This is a genomic window from Enterococcus sp. VV15, assembly GCF_005236045.1.
Lineage (GTDB): Bacteria > Bacillota > Bacilli > Lactobacillales > Enterococcaceae > Enterococcus_B > Enterococcus_B durans.
The window spans coordinates 1-20,080 of sequence record NZ_QPTY01000006.1 but is presented as its reverse complement, the minus strand read 5'-3'; the positions used below and the strand labels follow the sequence as shown (position 1 = coordinate 20,080).

The window sequence follows — 20,080 nt, the reverse complement described above, 5'->3', positions numbered from 1 at the left end:
TTTCAACTAACCTTTAGAGATCCTTAGACTTTCGACATACTATTTTTTTACGTTTGTCAGCATTGCTTCTAATACAGTATAGCCCTCTGCTTCCAAAAATTCTTTCAACTCTTTGACCTCTTGTGTAGAGATTTGGAATTCAATGATCGTTTCTGTTTCATTACGATTCACTACAACTGTTGTAATGTTATAGCCATGGGATGAAAGAACTTGGCAGACTTCAGCTAATACGCCTCGTTGGTCTTTTTCGATTCGAAGTTGGATTCTTGTGCCTCCATCTGTATAACCAGTGATTTTCAAAAAAGCGTCAAATATATCATTATTTGTGATGATTCCTACCAAGTTTTCTCTCATGTCTACGACTGGTAAGACCCCAATATTCTTCTTTCTCATCAGATAGATCGCATCTTCTAATAAATCATTCGGTGCAATAGTTTGTACGTCACGGATCATTACATCATTGACTGTGGTTTTATTCAATAGGTAATTTATTTCAAATACACTCAGACTGGTTGCTTGTGAAGGCATTGCTGCTTGGATCGTCCCTTCAGTGATCAAGCCAATTAAACTATTATTTTCAACGACAGGTAACCGATGGATCTCGTACTTTTTCATCAAATCAACTGCATCAAATATTTTTGTTTGAGGAGCTACCACGACCAACTCTTTCGTCATAAAATCTTTTACGCTCATCCTTTATCCTCCCAAATATGCTTTTTTCACTTCTTCACTCGCTAGTAATTCCACACCAGTTCCTTGTAAAACAATTTTCCCCGTTTCGATTACATACCCGCGATCTGCAATTGACAAAGCCATCTTTGCATTTTGTTCAATCAATAAAACGGTGGTTCCTTGTTGTTGGATTTCCTGGATGATATTGAAAATCTCTTTAATGAAAATCGGTGCCAAACCCATTGATGGCTCATCAAGTAACAATAGACGTGGTTTAGACATCAATGCACGCCCCATCGCAAGCATTTGCTGTTCTCCCCCCGACAAAGTGGAAGCATCCTGAATTTTACGTTCCTTTAGAATCGGAAAACGTTCGTAGATTTCAGAAAAACTTTTTTTGATTCCTTCATTATCTTTTCGTAAAAAGGCACCCATTTCTAAATTTTCTTGAACAGTCAATCCTGGAAACACATGACGTCCTTCTGGTACTTGCGAGATGCCGTGGGTCACGATTTTTTGTGGAGAGACCTTTTGGATTGGCTTTCCTTCAAATTCGATCGTTCCAGATGAAGGCTTAACGAGCCCTGAGATCGTCCGTAAAGCAGTCGTCTTTCCTGCTCCATTTGCGCCGATCAATGTCACGATTTCCCCTTCATTGACTTCTAAACTGATTCCTCTCACTGCTTGGATCACACCATAATGGACAGATAGATCATTTACTTTCAACATTATAGGTCACCTCCAAGATATGCTTCGATCACTCGTTGATTACTCCTAATTTCTTCAGGAAGTCCTTCAGCAATGATCTGTCCGTATTCGAGTACATAGATTCGTTCACAAACTTCCATGACTAAACTCATATCATGTTCGATCAGCAAAATCGTGATATGGAATTCTTCTTGGATTTTTCGAATCAATTTTGTCAATTCAGCAGTTTCTTGTGGATTCATCCCCGCTGCTGGTTCATCTAAAAAGAGGATTTGCGGATCCGTTGCTAATGCACGGACAATCTCTAATCGTCGTTGTTCCCCATAAGGAAGGTTACTAGCTAAAGTTTCAGTTTTATCAGCCAGATCGAATAGTTCTAACAGTTGGCGTGCTTTGCTTTCCATCTTTTCTTCCTGTTTATAAAATGATGGTAAGCGGAAGATACTGCTAAGGAATCCCTCTTTATTTTTTGCATTCATCGCAATTAATACATTGTCCATAACTGTCAGTTCTTTGAAAAGTCGGATATTCTGAAATGTTCGGCTGAGGCCCAATGTAGCAATCTTATAAGGGGCTAATTTATTCAATAGTTCCGACTTTCCATCTTTTTCTAAACGAATTTCTCCTTCACTTGGTTCATATACACCAGTCAGTAAATTGAACAGCGTCGTTTTCCCTGCACCATTGGGGCCAATCAGCCCGACTAATTCATTTTTCTCTAAGGAAAGATTCACATTTGAGACCGCAGATAAGCCACCAAAATTTTTAGTAAGATGATCAACCTTTAGTAACGTCATTTACTGATCCTCCTTTTTTTCTAAAAATTTTTTTAGCAGACAATTCCCAAGTTCCTAACAAGCCACCTGGTTTGAAAATCATGATGATGATCAACGCCAAAGAATAAATGATCATTCGCAAAGAACCAAAATCCTGTAGATACATATTCAATACACCTAGAACAATTGCGGCTACGATTGAACCTGTCACGCTGCCTATTCCACCAAATACCACGATGATCAAGATATCGATGGACTTTTGAAACGCAAAGTTTTTCGGCGCAATCGATCCAATATAGCTTGCAGATAATGCACCTGCGATACTTGCAGTTGCCGCACCGATCACAAAAGCGATAACTTTGTATTTTGTTGTGTTGACTCCCATAGATTCTGCAGCAATCTCATCATCACGAATCCCCATTGTTACACGACCAGCACCACTATGGATATAGTTAACCGTGATCAACGTTGTAACGATCACAAATCCATAGACTAAAGGCCAGTTGACGAAAGACGGAATCCCGAATAGTCCAGAAGGTCCGTTTGTTATACTTTCCATATTAACGATCGCAATACGAATGATTTCTGCAACCCCTAAAGTCGCAATCGCTAAATAATCTCCCTTTAGTCGTAATGTTGGAATCCCTACAACAAGTGCAACCACTGAAGATAATAAAATTCCTACGACTATTCCTGTAAAGTAGCCACCCATCGTTGGATTGTTCATCGCAAATAGCGAACCACAATAGGCGCCGATCGCCATAAATCCTGCGTGGCCTAATGAGAACTGACCAGAAAAGCCAATAACCAAATTCAATCCAACGGCTAAAATAATATTGATGCCGATCGTTACGATAATATTATCGATAAATAAATTGACTAACCCACTGCTATAAGCGGCGTATAGTACGCCATATATAGCCAGCAACAAAACTAGCCAAAAAATATTGAGTTTCAATCGTTTTTTCATGGCGTTCACCTACACTTTCTCTTTAACATTTTTCCCTAGTATTCCTGCAGGGAGAACCAGTAAAATCAAAATCAGTACAGCATACACAACAGCATCTTTATACATTGATAAGCCAAGTGCATTCGCAATCGTTTCGATCATCCCAATCAAAAAGCCACCTAGAGCCGCTCCTGGAATACTACCGATTCCACCTAATACTGCTGCGACAAATGCTTTCAACCCTGGCACAGTTCCCATCGTCGGATCGATCGAATTGTAATAAAGACCGATCAAGACTCCAGCAGCAGCGGCTAAAGCTGATCCTAATGCAAAAGTAAAGGAAATCGTACGGTTGACATTGATTCCCATCAGTTGGGCTGCATCACTATCGACACTAACTGCCCGCATCGCTTTCCCCATCTTTGTCTTCTTGATGATCAACTGTAATAAAATCATCAAGATCAAGGAAATTGCTAAGATCAACAATTGGATATTACTGATCGTGATGAATCCTAAATGATATTCGACTCTTTTGATTACTTGAGGAAACGCCCGATTATTCGAACCGAAGAAATAGATCATGATATTTTGAAGAAAATACGAGACACCAATCGCTGTAATCAATGCAGCGATCCTCGTTGATTTTCTCAAAGGACGATAAGCTAAAAATTCGACTACTACCCCTAATATTGCCGCTCCGATCATTGAAATGATCATTGCGATAAAAAAGTTCAAGTGTAATTGGTTAATTAAGTAAAAACCAATGAAACCTCCAATCATATATACTTCACCATGAGCAAAGTTGATCAAGCCAATAATGCCATAAACCATTGTATAGCCTAGTGCCAATAAAGCGTAAATGCTTCCTAGAAAAAGGCCATTTATTAACTGTTGAAGAATGACTTCCATATACTCACTTCCAATATCATTTATTTAAAAAGTAAACAACTCATGCTTTCGTACCAGATCCATATAAAACAAAAAAATCATGGAACGATTTTTTATCCCCTACCCGTTGCTTTTTTCAAAAAAGAAAGAGCAAGACAACCTTCATTGTCTCTGCCCTTCCTCCATTATTCTGGGTTTACTGCATCAGCTGAACTTTCTTTTCCGTTCGTCAAGCCAAGAACAACAGCAGATTTTTCAGGGTTATGATTTTTATCAATAGAGATCGACCCTGTTACGCCTTTAAAGTCTTTCAAATTCGCTAGACCTTTTTGGATAGAAGCGGAATCAGTTCCTTCTTTTTCTGCTGCTTGTTTAACCATATAAACAGCATCATATGCTAATGCGGCAAATTGAGAAGGTGCCGTATTGTATTTCTTTTGGAAAGCATCAACAAAGGCTGGGACTTTGTCACTTGCAGGAGCACTTGTTGAAAAGTGAGCTGTGTAATAAATACTCGATGCATTCGCTGCACCTGCGGTTTCAACGAATTTTTCATCTCCAAAGCCGTCTGCGCCGACAATCGCTTGTTTGATACCCATTTCACGTGCTTGTTTAACAATCAAGCCTGCTTCTGTATAATAAGCTGGAATATAAAGAACATCGAAATCTTTATCTTTGATATTTGTTAAAATTGCTTGGAAGTCTTTATCACCTGCTACAAAGTTTTCTTCATCAACGATTTGGCCTTTGTATTCATCTTTGAATGCTTTTGAAAGTCCTTTTGCATAATCACTTGAACTATCACTTAGAATAACTGCTTTTTTCGAATTTAGTTTATTGCTAGCATATTGTGCTAAGATCGTTCCTTGGAAACTATCTTGGAAACAAGAACGGAAAGCATATTTTTGAACTTTGTCCCCATCAACTGTGATCGAATCATCCGTACCTGACGGTGTGATCATTGGAACGCCTGCTTTTGTTAGATTAGCCAATGAAGATTTAGAGGCACCAGAAGTCGCAGGTCCGATCTGGGCTACTACTTTCTCATTCGTTGCCAAGTTAGCTGAAACAGAAGCTGCTTCATCATTATCTGATTTATTGTCTTTATCGACGATTTCAATCTTCTTGCCGTCAATCCCTCCATCTTTATTGATTTCATCAACAGCTAGTTTGATACCGTCTGATTCTACATCTCCATATGCTGCTACGGCTCCAGATAATTCCAGATTCACACCTAACTTAAAGGTCTTCGCATCCGCGCTGTTTCCCTCTTTTTTTACGGAAGTCCCGCTTCCACAGCCGGCAAGTGCCAATGCAGCCGCTGCTACTAGAAATATCATTCTTTTTTTCATTTTTGTGTCCCCCTAATTAAGTTAAAGCTGAATATGTATTAAAATATACTCAAAAAGAAAACAGTTGTCAATGAATTTTCTGAAAATTTTGATAATTCGATTTATTCTGTATATTGCATCGCCTTGTTAACCATAAAAAAAGAATCAACCTGAGTATCCATCAGAATTGATTCTTTTTCGAGATTTTAATGGGGTTTTCTCATGTTTGTTTAATTCTAATAAGAATGACTAATGTAGCACCCCTATTATCGACCTATATAGCTCTTTATCACCGATGATGTAAAATTCTTTTTTGGCGCGTGTAGCTGCCACATTCATCAAATTGGGCTGAGTAACTGTCCAACGTGCTGCACCAATTTCTTCAGAACTTGCGCCAAGAACTAAATAAACGATATCGGCTTCTTTTCCCTGAAAGGTGTGGACAGTCCCAATATTTGATGATGCAAAACCACTCTGTTTTAGCGTTGCCTTCAACTGAATCATCACATTTTTGAATGGGGATATAACGTAAATACTTGGTCGACTCTCTGGTTTCTTTTCTAAATGCTTTTCAATTTCAGCTTTCACCCAATCAGCTTGCTCTTTAACAAATTTATTAGTTGATTTTCCCTTAATATCAATCCAAGCTCCTCCGCCAGGTTGAGACATTGAGTCAGGAAGAACCATTTGACCTTGATACTAGCACACTCAAAATCAGCAATTTCACATCTAATAATCTACAAAAAAAGCAATCCAGATCTTACTCTGAATTGCTTCACTGTGTTCGTATTAAGCTTTACGTGTTAGTAAGGCAACTAATTCCACGTGATACGTTTGTGGGAATAGATCGACTGGTTGGATCTTCTCAACTTGGTAGCCTGCATCAGCAAATAGTTTTGCGTCTCTTGCAAAGGTTGCTGGGTTGCACGAAATATAAACGATTTTTTCTGCTTCCATCGCAATTGCTGATTCGATAAAACGGACATCTAATCCTTTTCTTGGTGGATCAACAACAATGACAGACGGAGTAATCCCTTTGTCTTGCCATTTTTTCATGACAGTTTCTGCCTTACCGACTTCATAATGTGCGTTTTCGACTTTATTTGTCAACGCATTGAACTGAGCGTCTTCGATTGCTTCAGGGATCATTTCCATACCATAGACTTTTTTCACACGGTCTGCTAAAGATAAACCGATCGTACCGATTCCTGAGTAAGCGTCCACGACTACATCTTGCTCATTCAAGTCTGCAAAATCAATAGCATTCTGGTACAATTTCTCAGTCTGCTCTGTATTTACTTGGTAAAATGATTTTGAAGAGATACGGTACGTTTTTCCTAGTAGCTGGTCTTCAATATAACTTCTACCATATAAAACCTTTTCTTTATCTCCCAAAATAACATTCGTTTTCTCTTCATTGATATTTTGAATCACTGAAACAACTTCTGGTAATTCTTCATGGATCACCTCTGCAATTTCTTTTCCTTTAAAGAATTTTTCTTTACGTGTCACAAGTACAGCCATCATCTCATGAGAATAATGTCCTCTTCGGATGATGATATGACGGATTTGACCTTCATTTTTTGCTTCATTGTAGCCTCGTACTTGGAAACGTTGCAATATTTCTCGCACTGCAATAATTGCTTGGTCGATTGCAGGGTCTTGGATGTAAAAATCATCGATTTCAATAAGTTCATGGCTATTCTTTTTATAGAAACCTGTTGCTAAACGTCCATCGATTCTTCTTACTGGGATTTGGGCTTTGTTTCGATAAGCGAGTGGATTTTCCATACCAATTGTCGGTAAAATCTCTACTTCTGGCATTTTGGCAATTTTAGTCATTACATTTTGGATTTGCTTTTGTTTGAATTGAAGTTGTTGTTCATACTTTAAATGCGCTAACGGAGCAATGCCAGTGCGCAACAATCGGTTATCTTCTAAAGGTTGACGATCAGAAGATTCTTTTAGCCAATTCATTACCTTTGCATAACCGAATTTATTTCCAGTTTTTACTACAAGAATCTCCACTTGTTCGCCAGGAAGTGCGTTTTCAATAAAAAGTGGATACCCATCTACTTTGGCTACACCTAATCCTTCGTAACTTAAATCAATAATATCAACGGTATAACGTTCATTTTTTTTAACAGTTTGTTCTTTCATGATTAACTCCTTTATGAGGTTGTAACAGTGCTTGTACAGCTTTAAATTAAGAAGACACAGTATAAAATAGCTTTCATACGCTGTCTTTATCTTTTGTTCAAGGCATTAGCTTCTGAAACATGCGTTCAGGTCGTGACAAAAATCTTTAATTCTCAGTAGAAAGAAATGAGCGTGGGATCAGAAGCGACTCCTTCGGAAATAAGCTGAAATTCACAAAAATTTGAAAAGCAATTTCCGTTAATTTCTTCTTATTTCTCGGAGTTAAACACTTCTGTTCCAGCCTCATTGTTGATTCGCTTCTCGACAACGAAATCATATTTTCTACCTTATTGATATTAACATACCACAGTTTTGTTGATTTTTCACAAGAAAGAGATATTATCCCAAGTATTCGTGTATTTCATCATACTCAAGTAAGATCAATCGTACTTTTTCAGAAATAAGCCGGATAATCCCGAAAATAGCTTGCGATATTTTCGGGATTATCCGGCTTATTTTATCAAACTGATTACTTCTTTTCCCTCTTTTGAACTATTTTTCATTATCCGCGATTTTGCCATCGCCGTCAATGTCTTCATCAGTTAAGCGTTCCACTTCTTTGACGAATTCTTTTCCTACTTCATCTAATACTTCTTCATCCGTTCCAGTGATTGCTTCATCTGGGATCTGATCAGTATTTGCGTAAAATTCGATGTGTTGGTGTAGATTCTGGAAGTGCATTGGCGCATTACCGCCGTATTCGCCATCTAAGTTGATCATCACAGGACGATTGACGTCATCTTCGGTTTCCACAAACAGACTGCTAGTCTTTGTGTAAATGACACGTGGATCGTCTACATGGCGTCCACCGTTCAACATCAACGCAGCGATATGCAGGATCTCAAAGATGTTGGCTGTTTTGACGATGATCAATGAAAATTTACCATCATCTAATTTGGCATCTGGAGAAATTTTTTCAAAACCACCTACGGAGTTCGTTAAACCAAGGAAGAACATTGAGGCATTGCCAATATATTCTCCTTCGTCATACTTCAAGCGCATCTTGATTGTTTTTACTCTCGGCAGCATTTCTGCGCCTTTGGCAAGGTAAGCAAGATAGCCGAAGATACTTTTCAGTTCTGAAGGAACTTCATAGGTTAATTCTGTCAGATAACCTCCGGCAGCAATATTGATAAAATAGCTGTCATCTGTATGACCGATATCCATTTTAACCGTTTGATTCTTTTTGATTACCTCAGCCGCTGCTTTGATGTTGTCACGCGGAATTTTTAATGCCCGTGCGTAGTCATTTGTTGTACCAGCAGGAATAATGGCCATTTTTGGTCGTGGCTCCAGTGATGCAATACCATTTACAACTTCATTGATCGTTCCGTCGCCGCCTGCTGCTACGATCAGGTCAAAACCTGCTTTTGCTGCTCTTGTCGCTTCATTTTTCGCTGAGTTTTCTTCTGGTGTCGTGGCATATGCACTTGCTTCATAGCCAGACTCCTCCAAAGCTTGGAGGATATCGGCTAGATTTTTTTTCAATAGTTCTTTTCCAGAGGTGGGATTATAAATCACTCGAGCTTTTTTCATCATTTACCTCTAGCGTCTTGCTAATTCTTCTTTAAGCAATTTATTGACAATACCAGGATTAGCTTGTCCTTTCGTTGCTTTCATAATTTGTCCAACTAAAAATCCAACTGCGCGGTCTTTCCCATTTTTAAAGTCATCAACGGATTGTTGATTGTTGTCTAATATTTCATTGATGATCGGCAAAAGTTTTGCTGGATCAGATAGTTGTACCCAACCATTTTTCTCAACTACTTCTTGTGCATCTCCACCATCCGTGATCAACTCGCGGAAGACTTTTTTCGCGATTTTCGAACTGATTGTACCATCAGCGATCAAGCGGATCATCCCTGAAAGATTTTCAGGTGTTAATTTTGTTTGGGCCAATTCAAGTTTTTCACTATTCAAATATGCAGAAACTTCTCCCATCAACCAGTTAGAAGCTTGTTTTGCATCTGCGCCATTTGCTAATGTTTCTTCAAAGAAATCTGACATTTCTTTTGATAAAGTCAAGACCATCGCATCATATTCAGGTAATCCTAATTCTTGGATATATCGTTGGCGACGAGAAGCTGGCATTTCTGGTAGGCTTGCTTTCACTTTTTGGATCCATTCATCATCAATCACGAATTTTGGAATATCAGGTTCTGGGAAATAACGGTAGTCACTTGATCCTTCTTTGACACGCATCAAAATCGTTTTGTTTGTTGTTTCATCAAAACGGCGTGTTTCTTGTTGGATCTCGCCGCCTGATAATAAGACTTTTGCTTGACGTTTTTCTTCAAACGCTAGTCCTTTTTTAACAAAAGAAAGAGAGTTCAAGTTTTTCAATTCTGCTTTTGTGCCAAATTCTTCTTGACCATATGGGCGTAAAGAAATATTGGCATCACAACGCATTGACCCTTCTTCCATCTTCACATCACTGACTTCAGTAAATTGGATGATTGAACGTAGTGCTTCTAAATAAGCATAAGCTTCTTCAGGTGAGCGCATGTCTGCTTCAGAAACGATCTCAATCAGTGGCGTTCCTTGACGGTTCAGGTCAACATAAGAGTACCCACCGATTCCATGCATATTTTTTCCTGCATCTTCTTCTAAATGGACACGTTCGATACGGATTTTCTTTTTCTTGCCTTCTACTTCGATTTCAATCCAGCCATCATGTCCAATTGGTTGATCAAATTGAGAAATTTGGTACGCTTTGGGATTGTCTGGATAGAAATAGTTTTTACGGTCAAAATGAGTATCTTTTGAGATTTCGCAGTTTAATGCAAGAGCTGCTTTCATCCCAAATTCTAACGCAGCTTTATTCATGACTGGCAATACCCCAGGATACCCCCAGTCGATCACATTTGTATTACTGTTTGGTTCAGCGCCGAAGTGAGCTGGTGCTGGAGAGAAGATTTTTGAGTTTGTCTTCAACTCAACGTGGACTTCAAGCCCGATGACTGTTTCAAAATTCATTACTCTTTCCCTCCTAAGATTGCTGGTTTTTGATTTTTGAATTCTGTTGCTTGTTCAAAAGCATATGCTGCTTGATACATTGTTTTTTCATCAAAATAGTTCCCGATGATCTGTAAACCGACTGGCATGTTTTCAGATAGTCCTGCAGGAACTGACATTCCTGGAAGACCTGCCAAATTGACTGGGATCGTCAAGATATCACTCATATACATCGTGATTGGATCATTAATATTTTCACCGATTCCGAAAGCTACGGTTGGTGAAGCAGGGCCGATGATCAAGTCATAGTCAGCAAAAACTTTCTCGAAGTCTTGTTTGATCAACGTGCGGACTTGTCCGGCTTTCTTGAAGTAAGCGTCATAATAACCTGCACTCAATGAGAATGTTCCTAACATGATACGGCGTTTAACTTCTTCACCGAATCCTTCTGTACGTGAGTTTACATATACGTCTTCAAGATTTTTTACATTTTCTGAACGATAGCCATAGCGGATACCGTCAAAACGTTGCAAGTTAGAGCTTGCTTCTGATGAAGCAATGATGTAATACACAGCTACACCATATTTTGAATGGGGTAAGCTGACTTCTTCAACCGTTGCACCTAGGGAACGGAACGTATCCGCTGCTTTAAGGATTGCTTCTTTCACACCAGGAGCAACACCTTCACCAAGATATTCTTTAGGTAATGCGATCTTCATGCCTTTGATGTCACCTGTCAATCCTTCTGCGAAGTTAGGCACAGACACACCTGATGAAGTACCATCTTTTTCGTCATACCCACTGATAGCTGTCAAAACTAATGCATTGTCTTTGACTGTACGGGTCATTGGGCCGATTTGGTCAAGAGAAGATGCGAAGGCAATCAAACCAAAACGGGAAACACGGCCATATGTTGGCTTCATCCCGACGATTCCGTTAAATGATGCAGGTTGGCGAATACTTCCGCCAGTGTCACTACCTAAAGAAACTGGGATTTGTCCAGCTGCTACAGCCGCAGCTGAGCCACCTGATGATCCACCAGGAACTTTTGTGTGATCCCATGCATTTTTTGTTTTCTTGAAGTAAGACGTTTCTGTACTACCGCCCATAGCAAATTCATCCATGTTCAATTTGCCGACTGGAATCATGTCCGCTTGGTAAACTTTATCCATTACTGTGGCATCATAAATTGGATCGAAATTGAATAAGATTTTTGAAGCAGCAGTAGTCAATAGGTCTTTTGTAACGATATTGTCTTTGATGCCGATCGGAATCCCTGCTAATACGTTACTTTCATCGATTCCTTTTTCATCAAGCGCTTTGGCAATCGCCATTGCTTTTTCTTCATTCAAGGTAATGAACGCATCGATTTCTGGTTCTGTTTCTTTGATACGGTTAAATGTTGCTTTTGTTAGATCTTGTGCAGTGATTTCTTTAGATACAAGCATTGCATGCAATTCTTCTAAAGAGTGATCATACAATTTTGTCATTATGCGCCAGCCTCCCCATTCTCAATAATTGCTGGCACTTTAATAAAGCCATCTTCTTTTTCTGGTACATTTCTCATTAATTCGTCGCGATTCCAACCTGAATTTGCTCGGTCTTGACGCATAACGTTTACAGTTTCAACCACATTTGATGTAAATGGAACACCTTCAGTATCTACTTCTTCCAGCAATTCCACCATATCAATGATCTTTCCTAATTGGTCGGTAAAACTTACAAGTTCTTCATCTGCGAACGCAAGTTTTGCTAATTTGGCAACGTGTTTCACTTGTTCTTCACTGATCGCCATACTACCCCTTCTTTCTACACGAGTTAAAAACTTTGCTCTCTATTTTAACATAAGAGTTTGTTATCTGAAATTGTTTCTTGAAATTTATCTGAAAAAAGTTGGACTTCACTCTGAATTTATCCGACTTGCAGCTAATGCCTCTGCCATTTCTTCTTCTGTCCAAACGGCGATCCCTAATTCTTGTGCTTTCGCCAGTTTGCTTCCAGCCTCTTCACCAGCCACGACGATATCTGTTTTTTTCGAAACACTTCCAGTTACTTTTCCGCCTAGATTCTCGATCGTCTCTTTTGCTTCTTCTCGAGTGAATCGCGTCAGTTTACCAGTTAACACAACTGTTTTGTCTTTAAATGGTGAATCGATCGTTGCAATTTGTGCTGGACGAATCCCTTTGTAGTCAAAATTGACTCCCGCTTGTTTCAGTTCAGCTAATAGATCATGAACCTCTTCATTACTAAAGTAGGTAACTACGCTGTCTGCGATGATATCTCCAATCGTATCTAAAGAAATGATCGTTTCAAAATCGCTTTTGCTCAAGCTCTCCAAATCACCGAAATGTTCTGCTAAGATTTTCGCAGCTTTTGCGCCTACATGACGGATTCCTAGCCCAAAGATCAAGCGTTCCACTGAATTTTCTTTACTGTTGTCGATTGCAGTTAAAATATTGTTTGCGGATTTTTCTTTGATTTTATCCAAAGTCAATAATTGTTCTTCGGTCAAGTTATAGAGGTCAGCTACATCAGACACAAATTTTTTGTCGTACATTTGTGCTAAAACTCTTGGTCCTAGTCCATCAATATTCATTGCATTACGAGAGACAAAATGATTGAGTCCTTCTTTTATTTGAGCCGGACATTTCGGATTGATACACCGCAAAGCGACTTCTTCATCTAAATGTACGAGCTCACTTTGACAGACTGGACAAAGTAATGGTAACGGATACTCTTCACTGTCATCTGGTCGCTTCTCAAATACTACCTGAGCGACTTCTGGAATAATATCGCCAGCTTTGTAGATTTGAACGGTATCGTTCAAGCGGATGTCCTTCATTTTGATATAATCGCCATTGTGCAGACTTGCTCGACTGACTGTCGTACCAGCCACACGGACAGGCGTCATGATCGCAGTTGGTGTAACAACGCCGGTGCGCCCTACTGTCCATTCGATTGCTTCGATTTTGGTTTCTACCTCTTCAGGTGGAAATTTATACGCTGCGGCCCAACGCGGTGCTTTTACAGTAAATCCTAATTGATCTTGCAAAGCAAAATCGTTGACTTTGATGACGATACCATCGATTTCATAAGGTAAGTCTACCCGTTTTTCATGGTACTCTTCGATAAATGACCATACGTCCTCAATCGAATGACACAAACGCTTTTCATGATTCGTATGGAATCCGATCTTTTCTAGTTCCTCTAGTGCTTCATATTGGGTCTTTGCTTGCATTGGACCAAAATCAGCTACTGTGTACAAAAAGGTATCCAGATTTCTTTTAGCTGTTATTTTAGAATCAAGCTGTCTCAAAGAACCTGCAGCTGCATTACGTGGATTTGCAAAGATATCTTGCCCTTCAACTTCCCTCGATTTGTTCAATTGAACAAATGACTTTTTCGGCATAAAGCATTCGCCACGCACTTCTATACTGATTTGATTTTTTAGTTTCAAAGGTACTGATCGCACTGTCTTCAGATTTTCAGTGATGTTCTCGCCGACAGTTCCATCTCCTCGTGTAGCACCTCTGACAAATTCACCATTTTCATAGCGCAAAGAAACAGACAGCCCATCGATCTTCAATTCACAACAATAATCAACTGGATGCCCAATCGCTTTTTGGACACGCTGATCAAAAGCAAAGAGTTCTTCTTTACTAAATACATCGTTCAAACTATACAATGGAATATCGTGAGTGACTTTTTCGAATCCTGTAAGGACCTTCCCTCCTACGCGTTGCGTAGGAGAATCTGATGTGATCAAATCGGGATACTGTTCTTCAATTGCCATTAATTGCGCATATGCTTTATCATACACGTAATCTTCGACTGTTGGTTTATCTTCGACATAATACTGTTTAGACCACTGACTTAATTGGGTTCTCAACTCCTCCGCTCTTTTAGCGGCTTCGTCTATCGTCATTTCGTGTTCCATTTTCTTTCCTCCACTCAAGCTTTTTCAATTGGTGCAAAAGCAGCTAATAATCGTTTGACTCCTTGACTAGGAAATGCCACGTCTAATTCTAGATCTTTTGCAGTACCGCTCACTCTAACGACTGTGCCAGCTCCCCATTTTTTATGTTTGACCTTGTCTCCTGCTTTCCAATCATTGCTTTCTCCGCCTGTAGTTGCTTTTGATGACACGACTGTTGTAGCAGGTTGCTTATAGATTGGCGTAGCTGCTTTTGATGCAAAAGGTGTGCTTTTTTTCGGTGTAGGTCGCATTCCTTGAATGTCCAATAACTCTTGATCGATTTCTTCGACAAAACGAGAAGGGCGGTTGTACTGTGTTCTACCATATAAAGTTCTTGAGAAGGCATTTGTCAGGTACAGTGATTCTTCTGCCCTAGTGATTCCAACATACGCAAGTCTGCGCTCTTCTTCAAGTTCGCTTTCTTCCATCAGTGCTCTTGATAAAGGGAAGACCCCTTCTTCTAGACCAATCAAAAAGACTACTGGAAATTCTAGGCCTTTAGCTGCATGTAGTGTCATCAAGGTAACTTGGGTAGTTTCTTCTTCTAAGTTATCGATATCTGACACTAAGGCTAGATCATTTAAGAAGACGGTCAGCTTTTCATCTGGCGCGTCAGCATCTTCTTCATTTTGTTTTTCAAACTGTTTATCAAACTCTTGTGTAACGGTTAAGAATTCTTCCAAGTTTTCTAATCTTGCTTGCGATTCTAACGTATTTTGGATCTTTAAGTCTTCTAGATAGCCGCTGCGCTCTAGGATTTCTTTCGTCAATTCAGTTACTGTCAGATAAGGCAACATTTGTGTTACTTCACTGATCATTTCACCGAATGCGTCCAATTGCTGTCCTGCTTTACCGCTAATATTGGCTAAATCAACATTTTGAGCCGCTTCTAGCAGTGGCCACTGGTGCATCGTCGCAAAATTTCTTAGTTTCTCGATCGAACCTGGTCCGATTCCTCGTTTAGGCGAATTCACGATTCGTTCAAAACTGATGGAATCTTGCGGATTAGCGATCACATTCAAATACGCTAAAATATCTTTGATTTCTTTTCGGTCATAGAACTTATGCCCTCCGACCATCTTATAAGGGATATTGGCTTTGAGAAGCGTTTCTTCCATTACACGGGATTGGGCATTCGTTCGATATAAAATTGCAAAATCACCATAATCTCGTTGATTTTCTCTTATTTCTTCTTGCATACGGTCAACGATGAATCGTGTTTCATCTCTTTCGTTATCTGCACGATAGTAAGTGATTTTATTTCCTTCACGATTTTCTGTCCAAAGATTCTTTGGTTTACGGTTACTGTTGTTTTCGATGACTTGATTCGCAGCACTTAAAATATTCTTTGTAGAGCGATAGTTTTGTTCTAACAAAATAACACTCGCATCTGGATAGTCTTTCTCAAAATCCAAGATGTTTTGCATATCTGCTCCACGCCAACCGTAGATACTTTGATCCGCATCACCTACAACACATAAGTTTCGGAATCTTTTCGCTAGTAGATTCACTAATGTATATTGGGCATGGTTCGTATCTTGGTATTCATCAACATGGATATAATGGAATTTATTTTGGTAATAAGTCAATGAATCTGGGTGTTCTTCAAACAACCGGATCGTATTCATGATCAAATCATCAAAGTCCATACATTGATTGTATTGTAGTTCTTTTTGGTAAGCCGCATAACACTTTGCTGTGATTTCTTCATAATAACTTCCTTGCATTTTTGCAAAGTCTTGTGGTGTTTGCAGACTATTTTTGGCTTGTGATACGGTCCCAAGGATACTTCTTGGATCATACTTTTTAGGATCGATATTCAATTCTTTTAAAATACGTTTCATCAGTGAAAGCTGTTCTGACGAATCGATGATCGTAAAATTACGATTGTAGCCGATAAAATCGACATCTCTTCTTAAAATACGCACACACATTGAGTGAAAAGTTGAGACCCAGACTTCTTCTCCTCCGTATTCTAAAATTTTATTGACCCGTTCTTTCATCTCTTTTGCAGCTTTGTTGGTAAAAGTAATCGCAAGGATGTTCCATGGATTTACTTCTTTTTCTTCAATTAAATACGCAATCCGATGGGTCAACACTCGCGTTTTTCCACTTCCTGCGCCAGCCATCAATAGTAATGGCCCTTTCGTGTGAAGAACCGCTTCTTTTTGACGAGGATTCATCCCGTTCAATAATTCCGTCTTGGATGACATTAACAACATCCTTTCTTTTATCAATCTTCTAAATTATAGCATTTTCCGGCTCTTCCTTAAAGAAAATGTTCACCACCTAAATATCCTGAAAATTAAACTAGTCTTGCATAAATAGATGAAAAGAAATTTTTTTCTTTCATTTAATCTTGTAAAATCATTCATTTCGCGATAAATTAAGTTGAAGCGAGGCGTTAAGATGAAAAAAAAGCAACAATAAAAAAAATCGATAAAACACAACTTTATTTTATTTTAAAAGGGATTGTAGTGGGGTTGTTTACTGGTATCGTCGTCAGTCTTTTTCGGTTGGCCATTGAAAAATTAGGCATACTCACGCAACACTTCTATGAATTGACACAAAGAGAACCAATTTACTTGATCCTTGGTGCAGTCGTAAGCATCATTGTTGCATTACTGGTAGGGTTATTGATCAAAAGTGATCCTGATATCAAAGGTAGTGGGATTCCTCAAGTCGAAGGTCAATTGCAAGGTGAACTAACGATTTCCTGGTTTTCTGTTTTATGGAAGAAATTTGTTGGTGGGATACTTTCTGTTGGTTCTGGTTTGTTCTTAGGTAGAGAAGGCCCTTCTATACAGTTAGGTGCAGTGGTCGGTCAAGGAACAAGTCAACTCTTCCACAGTGTCTCTTCCGAACAGAAGATTCTGATTTCTAATGGTGCAAGTGCGGGTCTTGCAGCTGCATTCAATGCACCGATTGCCGGTCTGCTATTCGTTCTAGAAGAAATCCACCATTCTTTTTCTCCATTAGTCTGGTTGACTTCATTTGCATCAGCGGTAACGGCAAATTTTGTTTCTCTTTATTTTTTTGGGCTAAAACCAGTTTTATCTCTAGGAGAATTACCTTCTTTGCCTTTAAAATATTACGGTTCTCTGATTTTTTTAGGAATCTTTTTAGGCGTATTGGGTTTTGTCTATCAACAGGTACTACTCAGCTTGCCCCGTATGTATGAAAAAGTACCTTTACCTTCTTATTGGCATGGACTCGTTCCGTTCTTACTTATTTTACCGATTGGCTATTTTTGGCCGACGATCTTAGGTGGCGGAAATCAAATCATTATCTCATTAGGTCATTCATCTTTACCTTTGATGATGATTTTTGGACTGTTTATCCTTCGATTTGTTTTTTCAATAGTCTCTTACGGTGCCAGTCTGCCTGGAGGAATATTTTTACCGATTCTTACTTTAGGCGCTTTATTAGGGAGTATTTACGGAACTATCTTGGTGCACACATTTGGAATGGATCCTATCTATATCAAAGATTTCATCGTTATTGCAATGGCTGGCTATTTTGCAGCGATCGGTAAAGCTCCGTTGACTGCCGTTATTTTGGTAACCGAGATGGTTGGCTCCTTGAATCATCTGATGCCCCTTGGCTTAGTGGCTCTAGTCGCTTATATCATCAATGACCTATTAGGCGGAAATCCGATCTATGAATCATTGCTTGAACGATTGCTTGCTCATAAACATCCTCCAGTCCTAATGGGGAAAACAACCTTTGAGTTTCCTATCACAGCAGAAAGCTTACTAGATGGCTTGATGGTTCGTGATTTCAATTGGCCGCAGGACATGTTGCTTGTTTCGATCATTCGAGGAAAAAACGAACTATTGACCCACGGAGATACGATCATGCAAATGGGAGATATTTTAGTCATTTTGACAGATGAATCACATCTTTCTTCAGTCAAAAAAGAAATTGCTAAGCGTTCGTATCACCCTGCGCTGAAACAATCTTTTTAAAATAAGTCATCAGGATAGAATCGATCAGTTTGAAAAGAGCAGAAGATCTTGACTATTGCTTCTTAAACTTTTTAAGCTCCCGGTTTATTTTTCGAAAAACATAGTTGAAAAAAGAAGGTGGGACAAATCTAAAATCAATTTTGCTACAGACCATAATTCCGAATAAACGGTGGGAGCAGAAGCAACTCCTTCTTAAATAAGCCGAAATTCACAAAAATTTGAAAAGCAATTTTGTGAATTTTTTCTTATTTCTCGGAGTTAAACACTTCTGTCTCAGCCTCTTTTTTTATACTTATTTTTGGTTTGAAGCATTACTTTCCGATCGGCTAGGACCGTTTTGGAATTTTCCTATAAGTCCTTTTGCTTTTACGATCGGTCAGATTTTTAAACTATGGTTCTTTAAGGTTCCATCCACGAAAAGGCATCCAATTGTAACGTCATCGTAAAGACTGGAGAACTTTTCGACACCGAATTCGAAGTCAATGTGCCACCATATCCAAAAGTCGTTGCAGACGGATAATTAGACAATCCATCTGTGGTCAATTTTCCTTCCTTATTTGCTAAAGTAAATAAGTGGATGGGGCTACCAAAATTGATTAGTGTGCCGTTTGAAATCAGGATCTCATCTATTGTTGCTGCGGGTGATGTCAGAGTCAAAGCAGAGATATCAGCAATCGACTCGTTATTTGTTTGAACAAAATTGGTAATCGAAACATCTACCGGACGACTGGAATTATTCGTAATATTATAAGTTGGCGATTGGATCTTTTTTTGACCATTGATATTATAGAAAATCGTCGCAGTATCCACTGTCACGTTGAGCTAATCTTCACGGCTTTCGTTGATTTCTTCCATTCGTTCACGGTCTACTCCTAATGATCCATTCACTTGGATATCCGCATGTTCTTTCTCGTTTATTGCTTCCGCTTGAGTGACTATTGGCATTGTGCCTCCGATAAAACTGCCTACTAATAATAAACGAATCAACAGTCTTTTCATCCACTTATCCTCCCTATTCGATCGTTAAATTGACTCCTGCGGCAACTTGTCCCTTTTTTTCTTTCGTAATTGGATCATAGAGACTAAACAGTGCAACAGATGGATACTCTCCTTTTTTCAAATTTTGTTCCAAAGTCACTTCTTTTACTTCATAACCAGGTTCAATTGCTCCAGAAGTATAAATAAGTCGGTCGGTTGTTTTCTCCCGAATCTCCACATTGATAGGGTAACTATTTTTGCTTGGATTTTTGATCTTCAAATTTCCTTTTAACGTTTGTTCAGAGAATTTTGCTTCTGGCGAAATAACCAAATTGAATTTGCTTTTATCCAGTACTGATTGCGCAAGCTTTGTCATTTCTTTATCGGATATTTTTTGCGCATCTTTTTGTTCAGGTAAAAACTCACCGCTTACAACAGCCACTTTTTCTGTTTTTCCTTGAACATGATGCTGAGAAATGAACCAAGTAATAGCCAGTAGAATTGTGACGAACAAAATACCGATAACGTGTTGCTTGCGATTATTTTTCAATCTTTCCATAATTTATCCTCCTATACAATGAACAACGTGGCAATCTCATACTTGATAAAGTCCATATAATTGTGTAAAAGATAAAAGGCCATGTAACAGCCCTTTTACGGTACAATGTTTTTAACCACAA

The 20,080-nt window shown here is 39.0% G+C and carries 18 protein-coding genes; 1 reads left to right on the top strand and 17 read right to left on the bottom strand.

Annotated elements, in window-relative coordinates; genetic code table 11:
* Nucleotides 1-39: 39 nt before the first annotated feature.
* The 14 genes from DVW83_RS03820 to pcrA all read right to left on the bottom strand — a co-directional run bounded on the left by DVW83_RS03820 (nucleotide 40) and on the right by pcrA (nucleotide 16,667).
* A complete protein-coding gene (locus DVW83_RS03820; RefSeq protein ID WP_104661171.1) occupies nucleotides 40-693 on the bottom strand; it encodes a CBS domain-containing protein in 654 nt (217 codons plus the stop codon).
* 3 nt (nucleotides 694-696) lie between these two features.
* Nucleotides 697-1,401, bottom strand: a complete 705-nt coding sequence (locus DVW83_RS03815; protein ID WP_104661170.1) for an ABC transporter ATP-binding protein — start codon at nucleotides 1,399-1,401, stop codon at nucleotides 697-699.
* Nucleotides 1,401-2,177, bottom strand: coding sequence for an ABC transporter ATP-binding protein (locus DVW83_RS03810; protein ID WP_104661169.1), 777 nt, complete (start codon nucleotides 2,175-2,177; stop codon nucleotides 1,401-1,403). Before DVW83_RS03810 ends, DVW83_RS03815 begins: the two co-directional genes overlap by 1 nt.
* Nucleotides 2,158-3,126 (bottom strand): branched-chain amino acid ABC transporter permease, encoded by a 969-nt coding sequence (locus DVW83_RS03805; RefSeq protein WP_104661173.1) that lies wholly within the window; start codon nucleotides 3,124-3,126, stop codon nucleotides 2,158-2,160. The genes DVW83_RS03810 and DVW83_RS03805 overlap by 20 nt, the downstream gene beginning before the upstream one ends.
* A 9-nt stretch (nucleotides 3,127-3,135) precedes the next feature.
* Complete coding sequence (locus tag DVW83_RS03800; RefSeq protein ID WP_104661168.1) at nucleotides 3,136-4,014, bottom strand: branched-chain amino acid ABC transporter permease; 879 nt, start codon at nucleotides 4,012-4,014, stop codon at nucleotides 3,136-3,138.
* Nucleotides 4,015-4,178: 164 nt separating this feature from the next.
* Complete coding sequence (locus DVW83_RS03795; protein WP_104661167.1) at nucleotides 4,179-5,345, bottom strand: ABC transporter substrate-binding protein; 1,167 nt, start codon at nucleotides 5,343-5,345, stop codon at nucleotides 4,179-4,181.
* 228 nt (nucleotides 5,346-5,573) lie between these two features.
* Entirely contained in the window at nucleotides 5,574-6,011 is a 438-nt protein-coding gene (locus DVW83_RS03790; RefSeq protein ID WP_137239054.1) for an AAA domain-containing protein, read from the bottom strand.
* A gap of 102 nt (nucleotides 6,012-6,113) precedes the next feature.
* Nucleotides 6,114-7,484 carry a 23S rRNA (uracil(1939)-C(5))-methyltransferase RlmD gene (rlmD, locus tag DVW83_RS03785; RefSeq protein ID WP_104661165.1) on the bottom strand — a complete coding sequence of 457 codons (1,371 nt, stop codon included), beginning with the start codon at nucleotides 7,482-7,484 and terminating at the stop codon, nucleotides 6,114-6,116.
* 531 nt (nucleotides 7,485-8,015) lie between these two features.
* A complete protein-coding gene (locus DVW83_RS03780; RefSeq protein ID WP_104662028.1) occupies nucleotides 8,016-9,059 on the bottom strand; it encodes a diacylglycerol kinase in 1,044 nt (347 codons plus the stop codon).
* A gap of 9 nt (nucleotides 9,060-9,068) precedes the next feature.
* Nucleotides 9,069-10,499, bottom strand: coding sequence for an Asp-tRNA(Asn)/Glu-tRNA(Gln) amidotransferase subunit GatB (gene gatB, locus DVW83_RS03775; protein ID WP_104662027.1), 1,431 nt, complete (start codon nucleotides 10,497-10,499; stop codon nucleotides 9,069-9,071).
* Nucleotides 10,499-11,968, bottom strand: a complete 1,470-nt coding sequence (gene gatA / locus DVW83_RS03770) for an Asp-tRNA(Asn)/Glu-tRNA(Gln) amidotransferase subunit GatA (protein ID WP_104662026.1) — start codon at nucleotides 11,966-11,968, stop codon at nucleotides 10,499-10,501. Before gatA ends, gatB begins: the two co-directional genes overlap by 1 nt.
* Nucleotides 11,968-12,273: an Asp-tRNA(Asn)/Glu-tRNA(Gln) amidotransferase subunit GatC gene (gene gatC, locus DVW83_RS03765; protein WP_104662025.1), complete on the bottom strand. Its 306-nt coding sequence runs from the start codon at nucleotides 12,271-12,273 to the stop codon at nucleotides 11,968-11,970. Before gatC ends, gatA begins: the two co-directional genes overlap by 1 nt.
* A gap of 105 nt (nucleotides 12,274-12,378) precedes the next feature.
* The gene (ligA, locus tag DVW83_RS03760; RefSeq protein ID WP_104662024.1) at nucleotides 12,379-14,415 is read right to left on the bottom strand and encodes an NAD-dependent DNA ligase LigA; all 2,037 of its coding nucleotides are present in this window, start codon (nucleotides 14,413-14,415) and stop codon (nucleotides 12,379-12,381) included.
* 14 nt (nucleotides 14,416-14,429) lie between these two features.
* Complete coding sequence (gene pcrA, locus DVW83_RS03755) at nucleotides 14,430-16,667, bottom strand: DNA helicase PcrA (protein ID WP_123862903.1); 2,238 nt, start codon at nucleotides 16,665-16,667, stop codon at nucleotides 14,430-14,432.
* Nucleotides 16,668-16,880: 213 nt separating this feature from the next.
* Here pcrA and DVW83_RS03750 point away from each other — a divergent pair, with 213 nt between their 5' ends.
* On the top strand, nucleotides 16,881-18,422 hold the full coding sequence (locus tag DVW83_RS03750) for a ClC family H(+)/Cl(-) exchange transporter (RefSeq protein WP_123862902.1): 1,542 nt from the start codon (nucleotides 16,881-16,883) through the stop codon (nucleotides 18,420-18,422).
* A gap of 399 nt (nucleotides 18,423-18,821) precedes the next feature.
* On the opposite strand, the gene DVW83_RS03745 is transcribed toward DVW83_RS03750, so the two are convergent.
* Genes DVW83_RS03745 through DVW83_RS03740 form a run of 3 tightly spaced genes read right to left on the bottom strand, consistent with a single transcriptional unit; the run spans nucleotide 18,822 to nucleotide 19,959 of the window.
* Complete coding sequence (locus DVW83_RS03745; RefSeq protein WP_238699354.1) at nucleotides 18,822-19,238, bottom strand: hypothetical protein; 417 nt, start codon at nucleotides 19,236-19,238, stop codon at nucleotides 18,822-18,824.
* Between the two features lie 6 nt (nucleotides 19,239-19,244).
* Nucleotides 19,245-19,421 carry a hypothetical protein gene (locus DVW83_RS15400; protein WP_238699353.1) on the bottom strand — a complete coding sequence of 59 codons (177 nt, stop codon included), beginning with the start codon at nucleotides 19,419-19,421 and terminating at the stop codon, nucleotides 19,245-19,247.
* A 13-nt stretch (nucleotides 19,422-19,434) separates the two neighbouring features.
* Nucleotides 19,435-19,959, bottom strand: coding sequence for a hypothetical protein (locus DVW83_RS03740; protein ID WP_174784250.1), 525 nt, complete (start codon nucleotides 19,957-19,959; stop codon nucleotides 19,435-19,437).
* Nucleotides 19,960-20,080 lie beyond the last annotated feature (121 nt).